A 16,496-nucleotide genomic window follows, 5' to 3' on the forward strand; every position below is an offset into this window, starting at 1 on the left:
GGGCCGCCGAAGGCGGACGAATCACTCCGCGCGGACCTGGCTCGCCTCTGGCATGATCGCGCTGTCGGACAACTAGGCATCTTGTCTCATCACAGTCCGGTTACGGGAGGCATTCTGCGCATGTTGCGCTGGAACCACTAGTCAGGTTGCGCGGAAATCGTCGGGAATACACAGTGGCTGACACATTGCACTTCCCGGCCGGTGAGGAACACGCGCATGAAGAACCTGCTTGCCCAGTTCGAGGATAAGGCACCCGAGATCGTGTTCGAGTGGCAGGATTCCGAGACCACCGCCAAGGGCTGGGTGGTGATCAACTCGTTGCGCGGCGGAGCGGCGGGCGGCGGGACGCGGATGCGCCGCGGACTCGATCGCAATGAGGTCGAATCGCTGGCGAAGACCATGGAAATCAAGTTCACCGTCTCCGGGCCCGCGATCGGCGGCGCGAAATCGGGGATCGATTTCGACCCGCGCGATCCCCGCAAAGGCGAGGTGCTCAGCCGATGGTATCGGGCGGTCGCTCCGCTGCTGCGGGCCTATTACGGCACCGGCGGCGATCTCAATGTCGACGAGATGGCCGAGGTGGTGCCGATCACCGAACGTTACGGGCTGTGGCACCCGCAGCAAGGAGTTGTCAACGGGCACTACGGAACTGACGATCGGGAACTCGTCCAGCGGGTCGGCCAACTCCGGCTCGGGGTGGCCAAGGTGATCGAGGATCGGCGCTTCACCCCGAATCCGAACGGGAAATACACTGTCGCGGACCTGATTACCGGTTGGGGCGTCGCCGAGTCGGTCCGTCATTTCTATCGGATCTACGGTGGCGAACTCGCCGGGAAACGAGTGATCGTCCAGGGCTGGGGCAATGTCGGCGCGGCCGCCGCCTACTACGCGGCGCAGGCCGGGGCCCGGATCGTCGGCATCATCGATCGCGACGGCGGGGTTGTCAATCCCGCCGGGTACACCCTGGAAGAAACCCGAGAGTTGTTCTTGGCCAAGCAAGGTAACGCGCTGCACGCCGACGGCGCACTGCCGTTCGACGAGATCAACGACCGCATCTGGAATCTCGGCGCCGAGGTGTTCCTGCCGTGCGCGGCGTCCCGGCTGGTCACCCATGACCAGATCGATCGGCTGACGTCGAACGGATTGGAAGTGATCGCCAGCGGCGCCAACGTGCCCTTCGCGGACTCCGAGATCTTCTACGGCCCGATCTACGAGCACGCGGACAAGAGCGTCGCGGTCGTCCCCGACTTCATCGCCAACTGCGGCATGGCCCGCGCTTTCGCGTTGCTGATGCAAGGCGATGTCGAGGTGTCGGACGAGGCCATCTTCGGCGACATCTCGACCACCATCGCCACCGCCCTCGACCGCTGCCACGCCCGCTCGGACCTCACCACGAACGTGGCGAGCACGGCCTTCGAAATCGCCCTCGACCAACTCGTCTAGCGCAGCTGACCACCTCACCACGCTCAGCCGCGGCGAGGGTGGCGGCGCGGCGGGTCAAGAAAGTTGTCCCGCACTGAAACCGTAGTAGCCGTAACTCAGCCATTGGTCTCGGCACGCGGGCGTCTCATTGAGCACCGCCACTTTCGATCCGGGCCGCACCACAGCCTTGTATTACCGTCGGGCCCCTGTCAATTCTTAGCAGCCGACCTGACGACAGCGGACGATACCGCGATTATCCCCTCCCCTGGACCGCTGAACATGCCGTGTCGATTGAACGAACGACAGTGAAATCCGTTGGTGCGGACTACCGTTGGGGACGTCGCTGAGCTGCTGTTACCTGCTGGGCGGATTCAGAAGAGAGGAAGCGTGGCCACATGAGTGAACCCCGGGCGACGATTCTGCCAGTGTACTTTGTAGCGGACGAGTCGTATTCGATGAGTAATGACGTCGCCGATCTGAACATCGGCTTGACGAGTCTGCTGGACGCACTACAGAGTGAGTCGATGGCCGCGGCCAAAGTCCGTTTCTGCGTGATGGGGTTCTCGGATACCGCGATCTGCTATCTGGAACCGGCCGATTTGCGGCAGATAGATGCCATGCCGGAATTGACCGCGCGTGGCTCGACATCGTTCGCCGCCGCATTCGACGCGCTCACCACTCGAATCCCGCAGGACATCGCCAAACTCAAGTCCGACGGCTATCTGGTGAACCGGCCCGCCGTGTTCTTCCTGACCGACGGCGCACCGAACGGCGGCGACGGTTGGGAAGCCGCGCACGCTCGCCTCACGAGTTTCCCGGCGCGCCCCAATATTCTCGCGTTCGGGATCGGTCAGGCCAATGTGGATGTCATCAGAATGGTCGCCACCAGTCCGCAATATGCGTTCATCACCGCGGCAGGTACCGATACCGGGGTGGCGATCTCGAAGTTCATCACCGCACTGACCCAATCGGTGATCAACTCGGGGCAAGCGCTGGCGACCGGACAGGCATCGCTACAGGTCGCGAAGCCCGACGGTTTCGTATCCCTCGCAGTGGATACCGTGTAGATGCGGTTTACCAAGAAGAAAGAAAAGCAACCGACCGTCGACGCACCGGCCGAGCTCGAGGTCACGAGCGAAGAACCCGACGACGCGGCCGAGGTCCCCGATCCGGTCAAGGCGGGTTGGCCGTCGAGCGACCCGATCGTGGTCGGCGAGCCAACGGCCACCTTCGAGCCCAACGCCGTGGGCGAGGAGTATCGCCGGACGCCGTATCGGCCGGACACGCTGATCGATGGGTGGTCTCGCGGCCCGTTCGCGATCAGGGCGGCGTCGGTGCGTGGGCACCTGCACCGATACAACGGGGCACCGCGCCAGGACGATTTCGCCGTCGCACTGCCCATGGATCACGATCGTCTGATCGTTTCGGTCGCTGACGGTGTGTCCGCTGCCGCGCAGTCGCATATCGGCGCGACAACGGCTGTGCGCTATTCGGCTCAATGGCTCGAGGAGACCTCACCCAGCGACATCGCCGGCGTCGACTGGCATTCGCTGTTCCAAAACACCGCATGGAAGTTGACTGAACTCGCCGCATCCGTGCTTTCGCTGCCGGAGGCGAGTGCCGAGCAGGCCGAACAGGCACTGGCGACGACCCTCACCTGCGTTGTCTGCGAACCGCACCCGGAAGGTGGGTTGTCGGCATACGTGGCGGGTGTCGGCGACTCCGGAGCCTGGATCCTGTCGGACGGCCATTTCACCCAGGTCCTCGGCGGCAAGCAACCCGCCGAGTCCGGACTGTCGTCGTCGGCGGTCAGCGGATTACCGCGAGTCCCCCCGGAGATCGAAGTCGTCAATGTGCTGATCCAACCGGACCAAGTACTGCTGGTCGGGACCGACGGCTTCGGCGATCCACTGGGCGGTGGAGACGGCGACGTCGGATCCCTGTTCAGATCCTTGCTCCATGGCCGAGTGCCCGCACTGATCGAATTCGCCCACACCCTGGACTTCTCGCGGGAAACCTTCGACGACGATCGCACGCTGGTCGCCGTGTGGCCAACGAAACATGGCGGGCTGCAATAGGTTCGGGTACACGGGCCGCGAGATCCTGGCGGCCCGTATACGAATCGATATGTGCCCGTCGCCCTACCAGGAGATCCGGTAGTTACGGCTGGTATCGGGTGCTGCCCTCGATCGGGTGGGTCGCACTTATCAGCTTCGCGTAGCAGTGGTCTCGGTCGAAGCCGTGTTCGGCGCACCATTGGATCGCGCCGTCGGGTGTCGGGTAGGCGACGCCGGCAATGGTGATCCAGAAGTCGGGCGAGTTGAAGGTCGACCAGGCGCCGGACCACAGCAAGCGTACGTTCGGGTACTGCTGTCGCAGCAAGAGATGCTCGCGCAGGATCTCGGCATGGTGCCAGGTGACTCCTTCGGCGACGAGGCCGAAGCGTTTCGAACTGAGCTGCGGTACCCAGCGATCCGCGAGATTCTGCAGGACAACGGATCGGTCTGTCTCAGCGGTCGACTGCAGTCCTGCCAGACTCCTCGCCTCGACATATTCGGCGTCCGGTGGTGCTGCCGCGGCGGCCGCCGTCACGACCCCACCGGACGACGAACTCGCCACGTTCATAATGCCCTGGCTACCTGATTGGTCCACAGCGACCGTCCAATTCGCGCTGGTGGGGAGGGTGTCCGCCGACCGCCAGAACTGCCCGGCGGGGAACCGGAAGACCCGCTGCGTGGATCGGGACGACGACGGCATCGGCACGGGTGCGGCCGCCAGGTCGAAGGCAGCCGAAGCGATGGTGTCCGAGCCCATCGAAATCGTCACCTGAGTCTGGCTCGACGACAGCACGTCACCATCGGGGCAGCCCGCGACGATATTGAGGGTGACATCAAGGGACTCGCCTGCGGATGCGGTTCGCGCGACCGAGAACTTCGGGGGGACAGTGCATTTGGTGTTCGGTAGGGCTACGGCGAACCCGGGATTCGGGTTTTCGCCGCCGCTGCCACCGCTGCCACCGCGATCGAACAACAGGAACCCGGCGGCGGCCAGTACGGCAACGACGCCCACCGCCGCCAGCCGCCACCGCCGCGATGGCCTTCGCGGCGCCTGACCGGACGGGGGCATCGGGGCCGGTCGAATCGGCGGCCGCCACGGCAGGTGAGCGGGCGGCACCGGCCCCGTGACGACCGTGATAGGTGTCGTGGTCTGTGGTGGTTGCGTCGACGCCAGGCTGACAGCGTCGGTAAGTGCCGATATCCACTCGGCCGGGGTGGGCCGCGATGCTGGAGTGGGTGACAGCGCCGCCTTGGTGAGGCGGCGGATCGCGGTCGGCACGTACGAGGGCAGCCGGTCGGCATCCCGGGTGCTCTGATTACCGGCGAGCAGCCGCAACACGAGCAGGCCGAGCTTGTACGCGTCGGACTGCGGGGTGGCCAGTTCCTCACCAGAGTTGGCGGCACGCACCTCCCAATCGGGGGTCTCGACCTGGTCGGTGACCGTGCTGGAGCCCAATCGCATTGCGTCGCAATCGATAACGTAGACCATCCGCTCCGGCTGTAGCGAGAACAACAGGTTCTTCGGTGACAGGTCACCGATCGCGATCTGATGGCCGTGCAGAATCACCAGCGACTTGGCGACCTGTATCAGCAACTCGTACCGATGCCGGTCCGTCAGTGCGATATTGCGCCGGGCCAAGAAATTGTCGTCATTGAGCAGGTGCTGGAATTCCGCGGTGGTCGACTTCGTCCCCGAAGCGACGGACATGGTGATGAAATACTCGCTCGGAATGGTCGGCATGACGAATCCGATGACCGCGGGCGAGGTGTCCTCCTCGACCAGCCGGCACGGCCACGCCGCGCGTGCGAGCAGATCGATGCCCTCGGCGAACGGCAACGATTCCAGGAATACCGGCATCGCTTCCAGCGCCGCGACATTCACCGCAGGCAACACTTGCGGCTTGTACTCCTTGTAGACCAGTGCCGCCGCGTACGCCATATGCGCGTTCGGCGCGGTGTAGACAACCCCCTGGCCACCTGCGGCCAACTGCTGCACAGCGCCCAGGTCCGAGCGTTTCAATCGTTGTTGCACCATCGCGCAATCAACGTTCTCGTGCTGTGCCGACCAGGATGAATATTGTGGCCCCCAGTTTTTCATAAAGAAACCGCACGGCAATGCCTTTCGCCGGCTCCGAATAGTCGCTACGAAGCGTTGCGTCGATTCTCCCGCTTCCGATCGGGCTCCGGCAGTCGTGCGATCGACCGACAGCAACGGGTGATGGAAAACCCAGCAGTAGAGGAACTGGATCAGGTTGTGGCGCGGGCGTATTGGGTGGGGGTCTGGCCGTAGGCACGTTTGAAGGCTCGGATGAAGTGGCTTCGGTCCGCGAATTGCCAGTAGGCGGCTAGTTCGGAGACGCTGAGGTGGTTGGGGGCGGTGAGGGCGAGTCGGGCCTCCTCCAGGCGCCGGTGCTGGATGTAGGCGGCAATCGATGCACCCTCCGCGGCGAATGCTCGTTGCAGGGTGCGGATGGAGACATTCAGTTCGCGGGCCAGCGCCGTCGGGGAGAGTTCGGGATCGGCGAGTCTGCGGTCCGCGAGGTTCTTTGCCGCCTGGGTGAGGGCGGGAGTGAGTCGGGGTTCCACGTCATCGATGTGGCCGAGCGCCACGCCCTTGAGCAGTTCGAGTAAGGCGTTGCCTGCGGCTTTCATGCCGGCCGGGCCGAGGTCTGCGATCGTCGCGCGGACCATTTCCGCGTGGGCCAGCAGCAGCCGCAGCTCGGCCGAGTCCGCGGGTCCGGCGATCATCCGGTTCCGGAGTAGCGGTGCAAGGGCGGGCGATGGTGTGGTGACGACGACCTTCGCCGTGGTGCCGGGTGCCATGTCCAACTGCGGCGGCCGCTGGAAATGCTGGAGCAGGAACTGCCCGGCCGACACGGTGTGCGCACTGCGACCGGACGAATCGGGCAGCGTGTAGGCGCCGCGCGACACCACGTACAGCTGGATTTCCTTGTCCGTCTCAGCCAACGGGTGCGCGGTCGAGATGCCCGAGGCGCCATCGATGTCGACCATGAACACGTTGTCCATCAGGACCGCATGCGCCTTGACCCGGAAGTCATCGGTCGTGTCCGCGTCGAAGGTGGGCAGCCCTGGACCGAACTTCGCCTCCCAGCCACGCCGATGCGCGTCGAATCCCCGTGCCGCGGCGCCAGGGAGCGTGGAGTCCATGGCGAACTCCGCCGCGCCCGTGGTCATGGGCCGACCGCGACTGGCTGCTGTCACGATAGGTATTACGGATCGGGACAGCTTCCCCGTCAAGGAACTAGCGGGATAAGTGCGAATTGTTCACCATCAGGAGGCGCCGTCCATGTTGTCCATCTTGGTCGCGGCATCGCGCATGCCCTTGTCGAACTTGCCCGCCGAATCGGTCAGGTTGTCGCCACCGGTCAGCAGGTTCTTCGACGACTTCGTATAGCCGTTGTCACCCTTGGTGAACTTGTCACCGTAGTCGTCGGTGCCCCACGGTTCGCCCTGCGCGTTCAGGTTGTTCTTCAGCGCACTGATGATGTCGCCGGTCCTGCGGCCGACCCCCTCCATCTTGGCCGCGGCCTGCCGCAACCGCGCGGTGTCCACGCGGATCCTGCCATCTGCGGGCATGTCACTCTCCTGTCTTGTCGATCCGAATTCAGTATCGGTCCTCGGGACGTCCCCATTCCCAATGGGTTTCGAGGCGTTCCATCAGATGGTCGATATCGCGCTGGAGCCGGGCGGCCAGTTGTTTACGGCTGGTGCCGACGGCGATCGGCGCCTCCTCCCGCGACCAGACATATCGCCCGTCGTCGGCGACGTCGCGCCACATCAATGTCGTCTCGTGGATCCCCCGCGGGCCGAACCGCGAGCGGCCCTGCACGACGGCGATCATGCCGGCACAATCGGCGGTTCGCTTGAGGAACTGCTTGGTGCGATAGGTCGGCCGATCCTCGATGTCGTCGCGGACGAAGCTGAAACCCTGGCTCGACTCGTCCTGATCGGGCGAGTCGGTCACGATCGGAATGTCGCGCAGCCGACCGGCTTCCACCTTCGGCAGCGCCCGCACCACCGCGACGACCAGTTCGGTCGGATGACACTCGGTCACCGTGACCATCGGCGAGTCGTAGGTGAGTTTTCCGGGTAGCTGCTCGAAGAGGTACCCCAGCGCACCCGACCGCGCGGCGTGCAGGTTCAGGTGCTTTTCGGTGTTGAGACTGTCCTTCTCGTCCCAGGTGCTCGCCAGCACATACAGTTCGGGCGTACGCAGCACCTCGATCACGCTGTCGAACGAGCCGTCGAGCCGGCGCCGCAGGTCTGTCCATGCCGCTTGTTTGCGCCGTTCCAGCTCGTCGACCAGGACCACCTCGTCGCTGACGAAGAGGAACGGCAGCGGCGGCGGACCCGCGAGATAATGCTCGCACAGGACGATGAACTCGAGCGCGGTGAATTCCCAGCGCTGGGTCACGGCTCGACCACCGGCTTCGACCGCTCGACGTCGGGCCCGAGGAAGTCATCCAGGTTGGCCTCCGAATCGAGGAATTTGCCCCGCTTGTACTCCGTGCTCGCGTTATGCCCGCCGGGCCCGGGGCCAGGGCCCATGGGCACACCGGAAGACCCGGCATTCGACGACGCAGAATGCATCTGCTGTCCCTCGATGGCGGGCGTGATCGCCGCCCGCGGGAACAATCTCGACGGCTCCAGCGGGGCGTTGTGCGTTGTCAGCGGCGGATGCAGGTTACCGCCCGGGCCAGGCCCCGGGCCCGGACCACCGACATGAGTTGGCAGTCCCGCCCCATTCTGCAGCGCCGTCACCAAATTGTTCGGCAGCGCACTGTCCACGTTCATGGGATGCAGTTCGCCGATGCCAGGAATGCCGAGCATGCCGTTGGTCGCCAGACCCGCGAGTATGTCGGTGCCGGATTTGACGACATCGCTGATCGTCTTCGTGAAGCCGTTCAAACCGTCGGTCAGCGTCTTGAGCAGATCCGTACCGCCCGGGACCTGCGGCAGAACCTTCGCGATATCGCGAAGCGTGTCCGGACTCAGGTTCCGTATCGTTTCCGCGTCCAGGTTCTTCAACGTTTCCGGGCTCAACGTCTTCAGTCCCTCCGGGGTGAGACCACCGAGAATGTCCGACCCGAACTTCTTCAGCTGCTCGGGAGTCATGTTCTGCAGCAGATCCGAACCCAGCTTCTGCAAACCCTCCGGTGTCATCTTCTTCAACAACTCCGGGCTCAAACCGCCGAGCAGCTCCTTCCCGATCTTCTGCATCGTCTCCGGGCTCAAATCCTTGAACGGATTCTTGCCCTGTAGCAGTTGGTCGAGCAGTTCCTTCGGAGTTTTCGGGGTCGGCCCGCCCGGCGGGTTGGTCGGCAGGGTTTTGACCGGCCGGTCGGGAGATTTGTTGTCGCCGTTCGGATTCGACTGGTTGTTGCCGTACGGATTAGAGCCGGAGGTGTCGCCCTGGTTGCCGGGGCCGCCACTGCTGCCGCCGCTCTTGCCGTCGCCGCCGCCACCCTTGCCATCACCGCCACCGCTCTTTCCGTCACCGCCGGCGGTCTCGGTGCCCTTCTTGTAGCCGTCCTGGTAGCCGCTTTGGTATTCGGGGCTGTTCTTGTCGATCTTGGGCTGGCCGCTGCCGTTCCCCGGGCCGCTGCCCTGACCACCGGGGCCACTACCTTGACCACCGGGTCCGCTACCACTTCCCTGGTTGCCCGGTCCACTACCTTGACCGCCAGGGCCGCTACCACTTCCCTGGCCTCGACCGCTGCCCTGGCCCGGGCCGCCCTGGTTGCCACCACCACCACCGTTGTTGTTTTTCTCGGCGGCGTCTTTGATCCCCTTCTGGTTACCGTCTTCGAAGCCGGCCTTGTAGTTAGGACTGTTCTTATCGATATTGTTGTTACTACTATTATTGTTGTTGTTATTCCCGTTGCCGTTGCCGTTGTTATTCCCGTTGCCGGTGTGGTCGCCGGGCTTCTCCGGCGGCGGACTGAACTTGCCCGCGATGGGTATTGCCGGCATCGCAGCTACAGCACCGTTGATTCCGGCCACCCAATAATTCTGATAGGCTGTACGGAGCTCATTCACTACGGGAGCAACTTGCCAACCAGCATCTGTCCAATTCTGTTGCCACTCTTCTTTGGGCAATGCGGCGTGCGTATCATACAACCATTCCGCGCAATATTTGAGATTGTTGCCCATGTCGGTCAAGCTACTCGTAAAAGGGACCGTGTTGTCGGTGAAGCGTTGCACTGCCTTCATGGCCCGGTCCGCGCCGTCACCCTCCCACATTGCGGCGGTGATACCTTTCAGCGCTTCGTTCAGATTCGAGAAGTCCGTCGAAAGCTGGCCTGCCAGCCAAATGTATAGTTCACCCGTGTCATATGCTGCCTGATCACGACCGACAAGTTCATCGTTGAAAGCTTTGAATTTATTGTAGCTCCAGCCGTCGCTCGACTCCGGCACTATATTATTCTTAGCATTGTCGGCGGTGGTGGGTTTCGGCGGGTCCGCCTTGCCGTCCTTGGGGGCGAAGGTGGTAGTCGGCGGTGTTTTATAGACTTCCGGCTTGACAGTCTGCAGGTCACCGATCTTGTCGAATGATGCGGTGTTCTTGTTTTCGGCCCGCAGGTAGTTTCCCATCGCACTCTTGAAGGTATCGCCCATATCCTCCATGGTCCACCTCAAGGTGTCGAGGTCCGCGATTACCTCATTGGCCTTTCGATTGAAATATTCGGTGAGACCTTTCCCGCCCTGCTCTCTGGTCGACCACATTATCAGCTGATTCATGTGGTTATCATCGATGAACTTCCCGTATCCCTGCAGTTTGCCGATCATCTCGAGACACTTGTTCACAAGTTTGGTGATGACCGCCTCATCGAAGTTCACACCTTTGAACTTCAACGTGTGATTGTCCGCGCTCCCGCGCAGGTCATGCCAGTCGTTCCGAATGCTGTCAGCCATCTGTGGTGCTCCTCGTGGTCTGCGTGGTAGTTCGCCTGTCGATGACCGGTTCGGTTACTGAGCTCGAAGCGTCGAGCGTGAACGGCGCATCATCGGTGGATTCGTCGGGACCGGCGCGCTGCTCGGGCGCATCGAACGGCGAGGGCAACAGGAACGGTTTCGGCGGCTTTCGCTGCTTGTCGTTCTTCTTGCGCGGCTTGCGCTCCTTGCTCTTCGGCGATCCGGGGGGACCTCCGGGCGGCGGAGCTGCTGCCGCCGGGGCACCGGGCGTCGGCGGCGCACCGGCGGGCGAGGACAGCCCGGACGACGGGTGCCCATCCTGCATCGCAGACATGGGCGGCCGGCCCGGCACGGACGATTGCGTTCCGTCCTGACCCGACGCCGAGTTCCCGTGTTGTTCCGGGATTTTCGCCTGTCCATCGGGTCCGTGCGTTCCCGAATGATCTCCAGAACCCGGCGTTCCCGACTTCCCATCGGACCCCAGTGTTCCCGAATGATCGCCGGATCCCGGTGTGCCTGAATGCCCATCGGACCCTTGCGTTCCCGAACGATCGCCAGAACCCGGTGTTCCCGAGCGGTCGCCGGTATCGGTCCGACCCGACGGGTCCGTGCCATCCGAGTTCTTCTCGGCACCAGGGGCATCCGCGTTGTTGCCGACTCCGAGCTGTTCTCCCGGCCCTTGCGCTCCCGAACGATCGCCGGAACCCGGTGTGCCCGACTGATTCTCGGAGCCTGATGTGCCTGAGCGGTCGCCCGGTTGCGCTCCCTGCCGGGGCGCGTCCGCATTGTTCCCGCCGTCGGTGTTTTTCGGATCGCGCTGTTGCCCGTCCGCGTCGCGCTGCGAACCAGGACGATCCGACTCGCTGCCACCCTGCTGGTTCGGTGTACCCGGCCGCTGCGGCGGAACCGAATCCTGTGTGCCCGAGTGGGATCCGGCGCCGGGTCGATTCGCGGACCCTGGCTGGTTCGTCGCATTCTCCTGGCCGGACGCGCCGGATCCCGACCCGTCCGTTCCCGAACCCGCGGCTCCTGAACCGCCGGGTCCCGAACGGCCGAGTTGATCGAGTGCCCCGCGCAGCGCGGACAGGTCAGGCGGGGCCGCTGCATTCGCGCCGCCGGACAGACCGCCACCGGGACCGAGGCTCAAGAAGTCCGGCGACGGCTCGTCCTGGCCGTTGGTCCCCTGGTCCGCGCCTTCCTCGTTCGAGGATGCGCCGTCCGTGTCCGGCGACGGCATATCGCCAGCGCCGTGCAGGTTCTGGAGCATCTTCGACAGCATCTCGGGATCGAGTTGCGGCGGTGGTGGCGGCGGTGGCCGCCGGTCTTCGGGCGGCGGTGTCCGGTCGTTGCCCGACGAGTCGCGACCGTCACCGGAACCGCCACCGTCATTGGGGCCCGGGCCGCCGCCAGTATTTCGACCGCCGTACGAGTCGCCACCGTTACCGGGACCACCGGAGTTACGGGGACCACCGGAGGTGCCGGGACCGCCGGAGTTGCCGCCTCCGTTGCCGGAGTTGCCCGGCCCCGGATTGCGGTCGTACGGAACAGCATTCGACGAGCCTGCGCCACCCGGGCCAGGACCCGACTGATCTTGCACGTACGGATTCGGCGGACCCCACTGATCTTGATCCGGCGGGCCCCAGTTGTCCTGGTCCGGACCCCAGTTGTCCCGATCAGGCGGACCCCAGTAGTCCCGATCCGGCGGATCCCAATCGTCATCATCCGGCGGATCCACATAGTGGAGCTCCGGCGGTACGTTCTCCTTGTCCGTTCCCGGCGGAATGAAGTACTCGGTGGTCGGCCCGCGCGGCGCCTGGTATCCGCCGGGCAACGGATCGTCCTCCCGCACCTGACGCGGCCGCGGCTTGGCGGTCAGGTCGGCGCCGTCGACAGTCGGGCTCTTCCGCTCGGTCGGTGCCGCCTCGTTCCCGTCGCGATCGGTGACGTGCACCTTGTTCTTGTCGTCGACGGTCCAGCTGGTGCCGTCCGGCCTGCTGCCCCACGAGGTGCCGTCCTCCGCGGTAACCCGTACCGCACCGTCGCCGCGGATCTCGTGCACGTCGTTCTTCGGATCGTTGACGAAAACCGTTCCGTCCCTGCGTACTCCACGGGCAACACCGTCAGTGTCGGTAAACGAGGCGCCGTTCGGTCCGATCTCGGAGACCGTATCGTCGGCATGCCTGACCCGGAAGCCGTTGGGGGTCCGCTCCAGCGTCGCGCCGTTGCCCAGATCGATCGGTTCCTTCATCGACCGCGTCTCGGTACGCCCGTTCGGCTCGGTGATGTGCACCGACCCGCGTGGACCCCGCTCGTAGACCTTGTCGTCGCTGCCGAATACCTTGATGCCCTTGGGTGTTGACTCCAGGCCGATCCCGTCGGGCCGGTCCATGTGGTAGATGCCGGGCTTGTGCGGGCCTTCCTGATCGAAGCCGCCGAGCCGATCCCGCCACCCGATCTTCAAGGTGTCCTTCACGTCGTAATGGATCACCGTGTGGTCGGGGTGCTCGGTCCGCCCGCTGCCCGGCACGTTCGTGGCCTCGAACGCCGTATGCCTGGTGTTGTCCGGGAGCTCGACGGTCACGTTGTTGTTGTGCTCGACGGTCTGCTTGGTCGCGCCGGGGCCGGTGATCACGGTCGGCTTGCCCGGCCCGGACTCGACTACGGTGTTGTCCGCCTTGAACACGGTCTTGTCGCCGGTGGGCGACTCGAATTCCGTTGCGCCGTTGCGCTTTACCGTCGTGGTCCAGCCGTCGGGGGACTTCGTCTGCACTGTGCCGCCGTCGAGCACCGTGTGCGAGACCTGATCGGGCCGGGTGAACGTCGGCGACTGCACCCCGGTGCCCTTTTCCGCGGTACTCTTTCCCCCGAAGATTCTTTCCGCGATGCCTCCCCCGAAGACTTTTGCCGCGATTCCTTTTTCGGCAACGCCCTTTTCGGCGGTGCCCCCGGAGCGGGCCGCCGGGCCGGTGCTGTCCGGGCCGACGAACACGATCGCGTTGTCGGCACCGATCTTCATGAGCTGCGGGTCGCCGTCGCGGCCCACCGTGATGTTGCCGTCCCCATCGATCTTGTGTTTGGTGCCGTCCGGGGAGGTGATGACGAGGTTGCCGTCCCCGTCGCGCTGCCACCCCATCTTGTCGTTCGGCACGATGTGCACGGTGTTGTCGGGCCTGGTGACGATCGCCGGATCGCCCGGCGCGGTGTGCACGGCGGTGCCGTTCGGATCGAAGTGTGTCCGTTCGTCCCAGTGCGAGCGGAGCTCAGCTCCGCCGTCTCGCTTGACGATCGTTATCGAGTTGTCCCAGGACTTGGTCTGGACCGACCCGTCGTCCAGCAACGTGTGCTCGGTACCGTCGTCTCGGCGGAAGCTGAAGTCCTCCGGCCTGCCCGGCGTGTGGGTCTGTGGATCAGGTTCTGGCGCAACGTGCTTGCCGTTGTTGGGCACCCACTCGAACGAGAGGTCCGGCCGAATCATGATCAGCTCCGGATCTTTGGAGCGACCGATGAAGATGTTCCCGTGCTTGTCCACGAAGTGCTCGGTGCCGTCGGGCGAGGTGATCAGCGTCTCGCCGTCCTTGGTGCGCGTCCAGTTGGGATGGTCCGCTTCGCCCTCGGGGATCCGACCGCCGCGACCATCCGATCCGGCGTCGTCGTGCCCGCGCGGGACCGAATGCTGTTCCTGCGGAACCGATCCCCTCGGCGACGGCCGATCTCCCTCGGGCCGATGCGGCGTGATCCCGCTAGCGTTCGACTCCGGCGGACGCTGCCGCGACGGTGGGAGGTTGCCCGCGTCCGACGCGGACGCCGGAACGCGCCGCACCGGCGGCTCGTCGCCGGGGCCGGGATTCGGCCCCGGGTGCCGCGTCTGCTTCGCGTTGTCCGAGACGGGCGGATGCTGCTGCTGCCCATCGAGATTCAAGCCAACGGGTCGCCGAGACGGTTGGCTCGAACTCACCTCCGACACAGAGGCCGCACGCGGGGGCTGACCCGTACCCGCGTCGGACGCAGCCGACGAACGGGGCGGCGCGACCGAACCCGCCTCCGGCCCAGCGGAACGCCCCGGCGGAACCGGACCTGCCTCCGGCCCGCCCGACCGCCCCGGCGTAACCGGACCACCCTCCGGCCCAGCCGACCGCCCCGGCGGAACCGGACCAGTCTCGGGCCCGCCCGAACGCCCCGGCGTAACCGGACCACCCTCCGGACCACCCTCCGGCCCAGCCGAACGCCCCGGCGGAACCGGACCGGCCTCCGACGAACGAGACGGCGCGACCGAACTTGTCTCTGACGCAGCCGACGAACGCGGCGGCGTAACCGACTTGTTCGAACCCGCCTCGGACACCGGCGCAGGTGAACGCGATTGTCCCGTAGCGGGATTCGTCTCAGGCGCCTTCGAGTGCGACGACGTCTGGACACCGTCACCGGGCGGTGGCGACCCCGGCTGGCGCTGGAACTGCACCGAACCGTCGCGACCAGGTGCCGGCTGCGTGCTGGGCTGACCGTCGCGGCCCTGGCCGGAAATACCGGCGGGCCGGTCGCTCGATCCGCTGTGCACCGACGACGCGCGGCTGTCTCCGAACGGATTCGACGTCCCCGTCCGCGACCCCGTCGCCGCGTTCGAGTTTCCGCTGCTCCCTGTCGAATTCGGCGGTGCCTGGGACGCAGTCCGGTCGCTCCCGCCGAACGTCGAGCGGGGACCCTGCGAGCGCGAATCACCTTTCGGACCAACGGCTTTCGACCCATTGGCCGGTTGCGTTTGGCTATTCCGGCCGGAATCGGACGGACCGCCCGACCGGTTGCCGTTGTAGTTGCTCGGCGTCACCGAGGGCGGTTGCCTGGTGCTGCCCGAGTTCTCGTTGCCGCCCGGCTCGTTGCGCGAGAATCCATCGGCGAACGGATTCTGCCGCCCGCCCGAGCCGTTGTTCTCGGTCCACCCGGCGGGGTGGGTGCTCCCGTTCTCGCCCCGCCCGCCGTTCGATACGCCCGGCCTGTCCTGGATGGGGATGTTCTCGCCGCCGCCCCCGTTTCGGGAGCCGTTGTTTTCGAGTTTGCCTGGGTCGAAGGAGAATCCGGGCTTCTTCGGGATATTCGCCGACCCGTCCTTCGGCGCGTGAAAGTCGATCTCGAAGCTCTTGTTGTCGGGCCGGTTGATGCCGCGGTAACCCTTGACGCCGCCGGTGATGCCACCGCGCGCCGCGCCGCCGACCCAGCCTGGGCCATTACCGAACGTTCCGGCCCAGTCACCGGTGATCATCGCCGCACCAACACTGCCGAAGCCGTATTCGACGATGCCGGAACCCATCCCGACGATCGCGCCGTTGCCTGCCCGGACCCACGGGTTCTTGAGTTTGTCCCCCAGGAACTTCGTCGTCTGCTTGTTGAGGAAGTTGGCTCCGATCCGGCCGAACGGCGCGCCGAGGCCCGCGGAGCCCACCGAGGCCCCGAACTCTTTCCAGTCGAAATGCTTGCGATGCCCCTTGGCCATCTGCCCGAGCTGCACGGCGGCGTCCAGGCCGCCGGAGATCAGCGCGGCCTCAATGATCTTCAGTATCCAATTCTTGGCGAGGCCAGCGAATTTTTCGCCGAATATCTGAACCACCTTCGCCGTAATGCGTTGCTGCAGCTGCCTCGCCAGAATGCGCACAATGGACTGGGTGGCCACCTCCTCGGCCGCCTGAACGGCCGCAGCGGTCGGCGGAAACACCCAGGCCCAGGCGATTTCGATGGCCAACGCGACCAGCGAGAGGATCGTCATCAGCTTTGCGGCCTCGATCTGCGTGCCGAAATCGAAGGCGGCGTCGGAGATCTGCTCCATGTAGTGCGCCAGCGTCTCCATCGACTGGTCGCCCTCGAGCATCAGATCGAACATCTCGGCGATATTTTCGCCGCCCGTGCCCTCGGGATAGGCGGCGACCGCGGTGCGTTTGGCGTCCTCGATGTCCGGAATCACCGTCCGCAGCGCCGCGGCGGCGTTCTTGTAGGCGTCCGAGACCGCCCAGGCCTTGTCCTCGTCGCCTTCCGGCCACGCACCACCCGCGATCCACCCCAGCCAGCTCAGCTCAGGTGGCAGATACAGACTCATCC

Annotated in this window: 9 protein-coding genes; 3 read left to right on the forward strand and 6 right to left on the reverse strand. The window is 65.0% G+C overall.

All coding sequences use genetic code 11. The features are described from left to right. The first annotated feature begins 216 nt into the window (after nt 1-216). The 3 genes from ACIA8C_RS23310 to ACIA8C_RS23320 all read left to right on the forward strand — a co-directional run bounded on the left by ACIA8C_RS23310 (nt 217) and on the right by ACIA8C_RS23320 (nt 3,500). Nucleotides 217-1,443 carry a Glu/Leu/Phe/Val dehydrogenase dimerization domain-containing protein gene (locus ACIA8C_RS23310; protein ID WP_397137958.1) on the forward strand — a complete coding sequence of 409 codons (1,227 nt, stop codon included), beginning with the start codon at nt 217-219 and terminating at the stop codon, nt 1,441-1,443. Between the two features lie 434 nt (nt 1,444-1,877). Continuing rightward, on the forward strand, nt 1,878-2,489 hold the full coding sequence (locus ACIA8C_RS23315) for a hypothetical protein (RefSeq protein ID WP_397137960.1): 612 nt from the start codon (nt 1,878-1,880) through the stop codon (nt 2,487-2,489). Next, nucleotides 2,490-3,500, forward strand: coding sequence for a protein phosphatase 2C domain-containing protein (locus ACIA8C_RS23320; RefSeq protein WP_397137962.1), 1,011 nt, complete (start codon nt 2,490-2,492; stop codon nt 3,498-3,500). Nucleotides 3,501-3,582: 82 nt separating this feature from the next. Here ACIA8C_RS23320 and ACIA8C_RS23325 read toward each other — a convergent pair whose 3' ends face one another. From ACIA8C_RS23325 to ACIA8C_RS23350, 6 genes are all read right to left on the reverse strand, one after another. Further along, nucleotides 3,583-5,499, reverse strand: coding sequence for a hypothetical protein (locus ACIA8C_RS23325; RefSeq protein WP_397137964.1), 1,917 nt, complete (start codon nt 5,497-5,499; stop codon nt 3,583-3,585). 227 nt (nt 5,500-5,726) lie between these two features. Further along, entirely contained in the window at nt 5,727-6,647 is a 921-nt protein-coding gene (locus ACIA8C_RS23330) for a helix-turn-helix domain-containing protein (protein ID WP_397137966.1), read from the reverse strand. A gap of 123 nt (nt 6,648-6,770) precedes the next feature. After that, nucleotides 6,771-7,076, reverse strand: coding sequence for a hypothetical protein (locus ACIA8C_RS23335; protein ID WP_397137968.1), 306 nt, complete (start codon nt 7,074-7,076; stop codon nt 6,771-6,773). 28 nt (nt 7,077-7,104) lie between these two features. Continuing rightward, nucleotides 7,105-7,914, reverse strand: a complete 810-nt coding sequence (locus tag ACIA8C_RS23340) for an ESX secretion-associated protein EspG (protein WP_397137970.1) — start codon at nt 7,912-7,914, stop codon at nt 7,105-7,107. Then, nucleotides 7,911-10,415 (reverse strand): hypothetical protein, encoded by a 2,505-nt coding sequence (locus ACIA8C_RS23345; RefSeq protein WP_397137972.1) that lies wholly within the window; start codon nt 10,413-10,415, stop codon nt 7,911-7,913. The genes ACIA8C_RS23340 and ACIA8C_RS23345 overlap by 4 nt, the downstream gene beginning before the upstream one ends. Beyond that, nucleotides 10,408-16,494 carry a hypothetical protein gene (locus tag ACIA8C_RS23350; RefSeq protein WP_397137974.1) on the reverse strand — a complete coding sequence of 2,029 codons (6,087 nt, stop codon included), beginning with the start codon at nt 16,492-16,494 and terminating at the stop codon, nt 10,408-10,410. Before ACIA8C_RS23350 ends, ACIA8C_RS23345 begins: the two co-directional genes overlap by 8 nt. Nucleotides 16,495-16,496 lie beyond the last annotated feature (2 nt).

The sequence above is a fragment of the Nocardia sp. NPDC051321 genome, assembly GCF_044455225.1.
Classification (GTDB): domain Bacteria; phylum Actinomycetota; class Actinomycetes; order Mycobacteriales; family Mycobacteriaceae; genus Nocardia.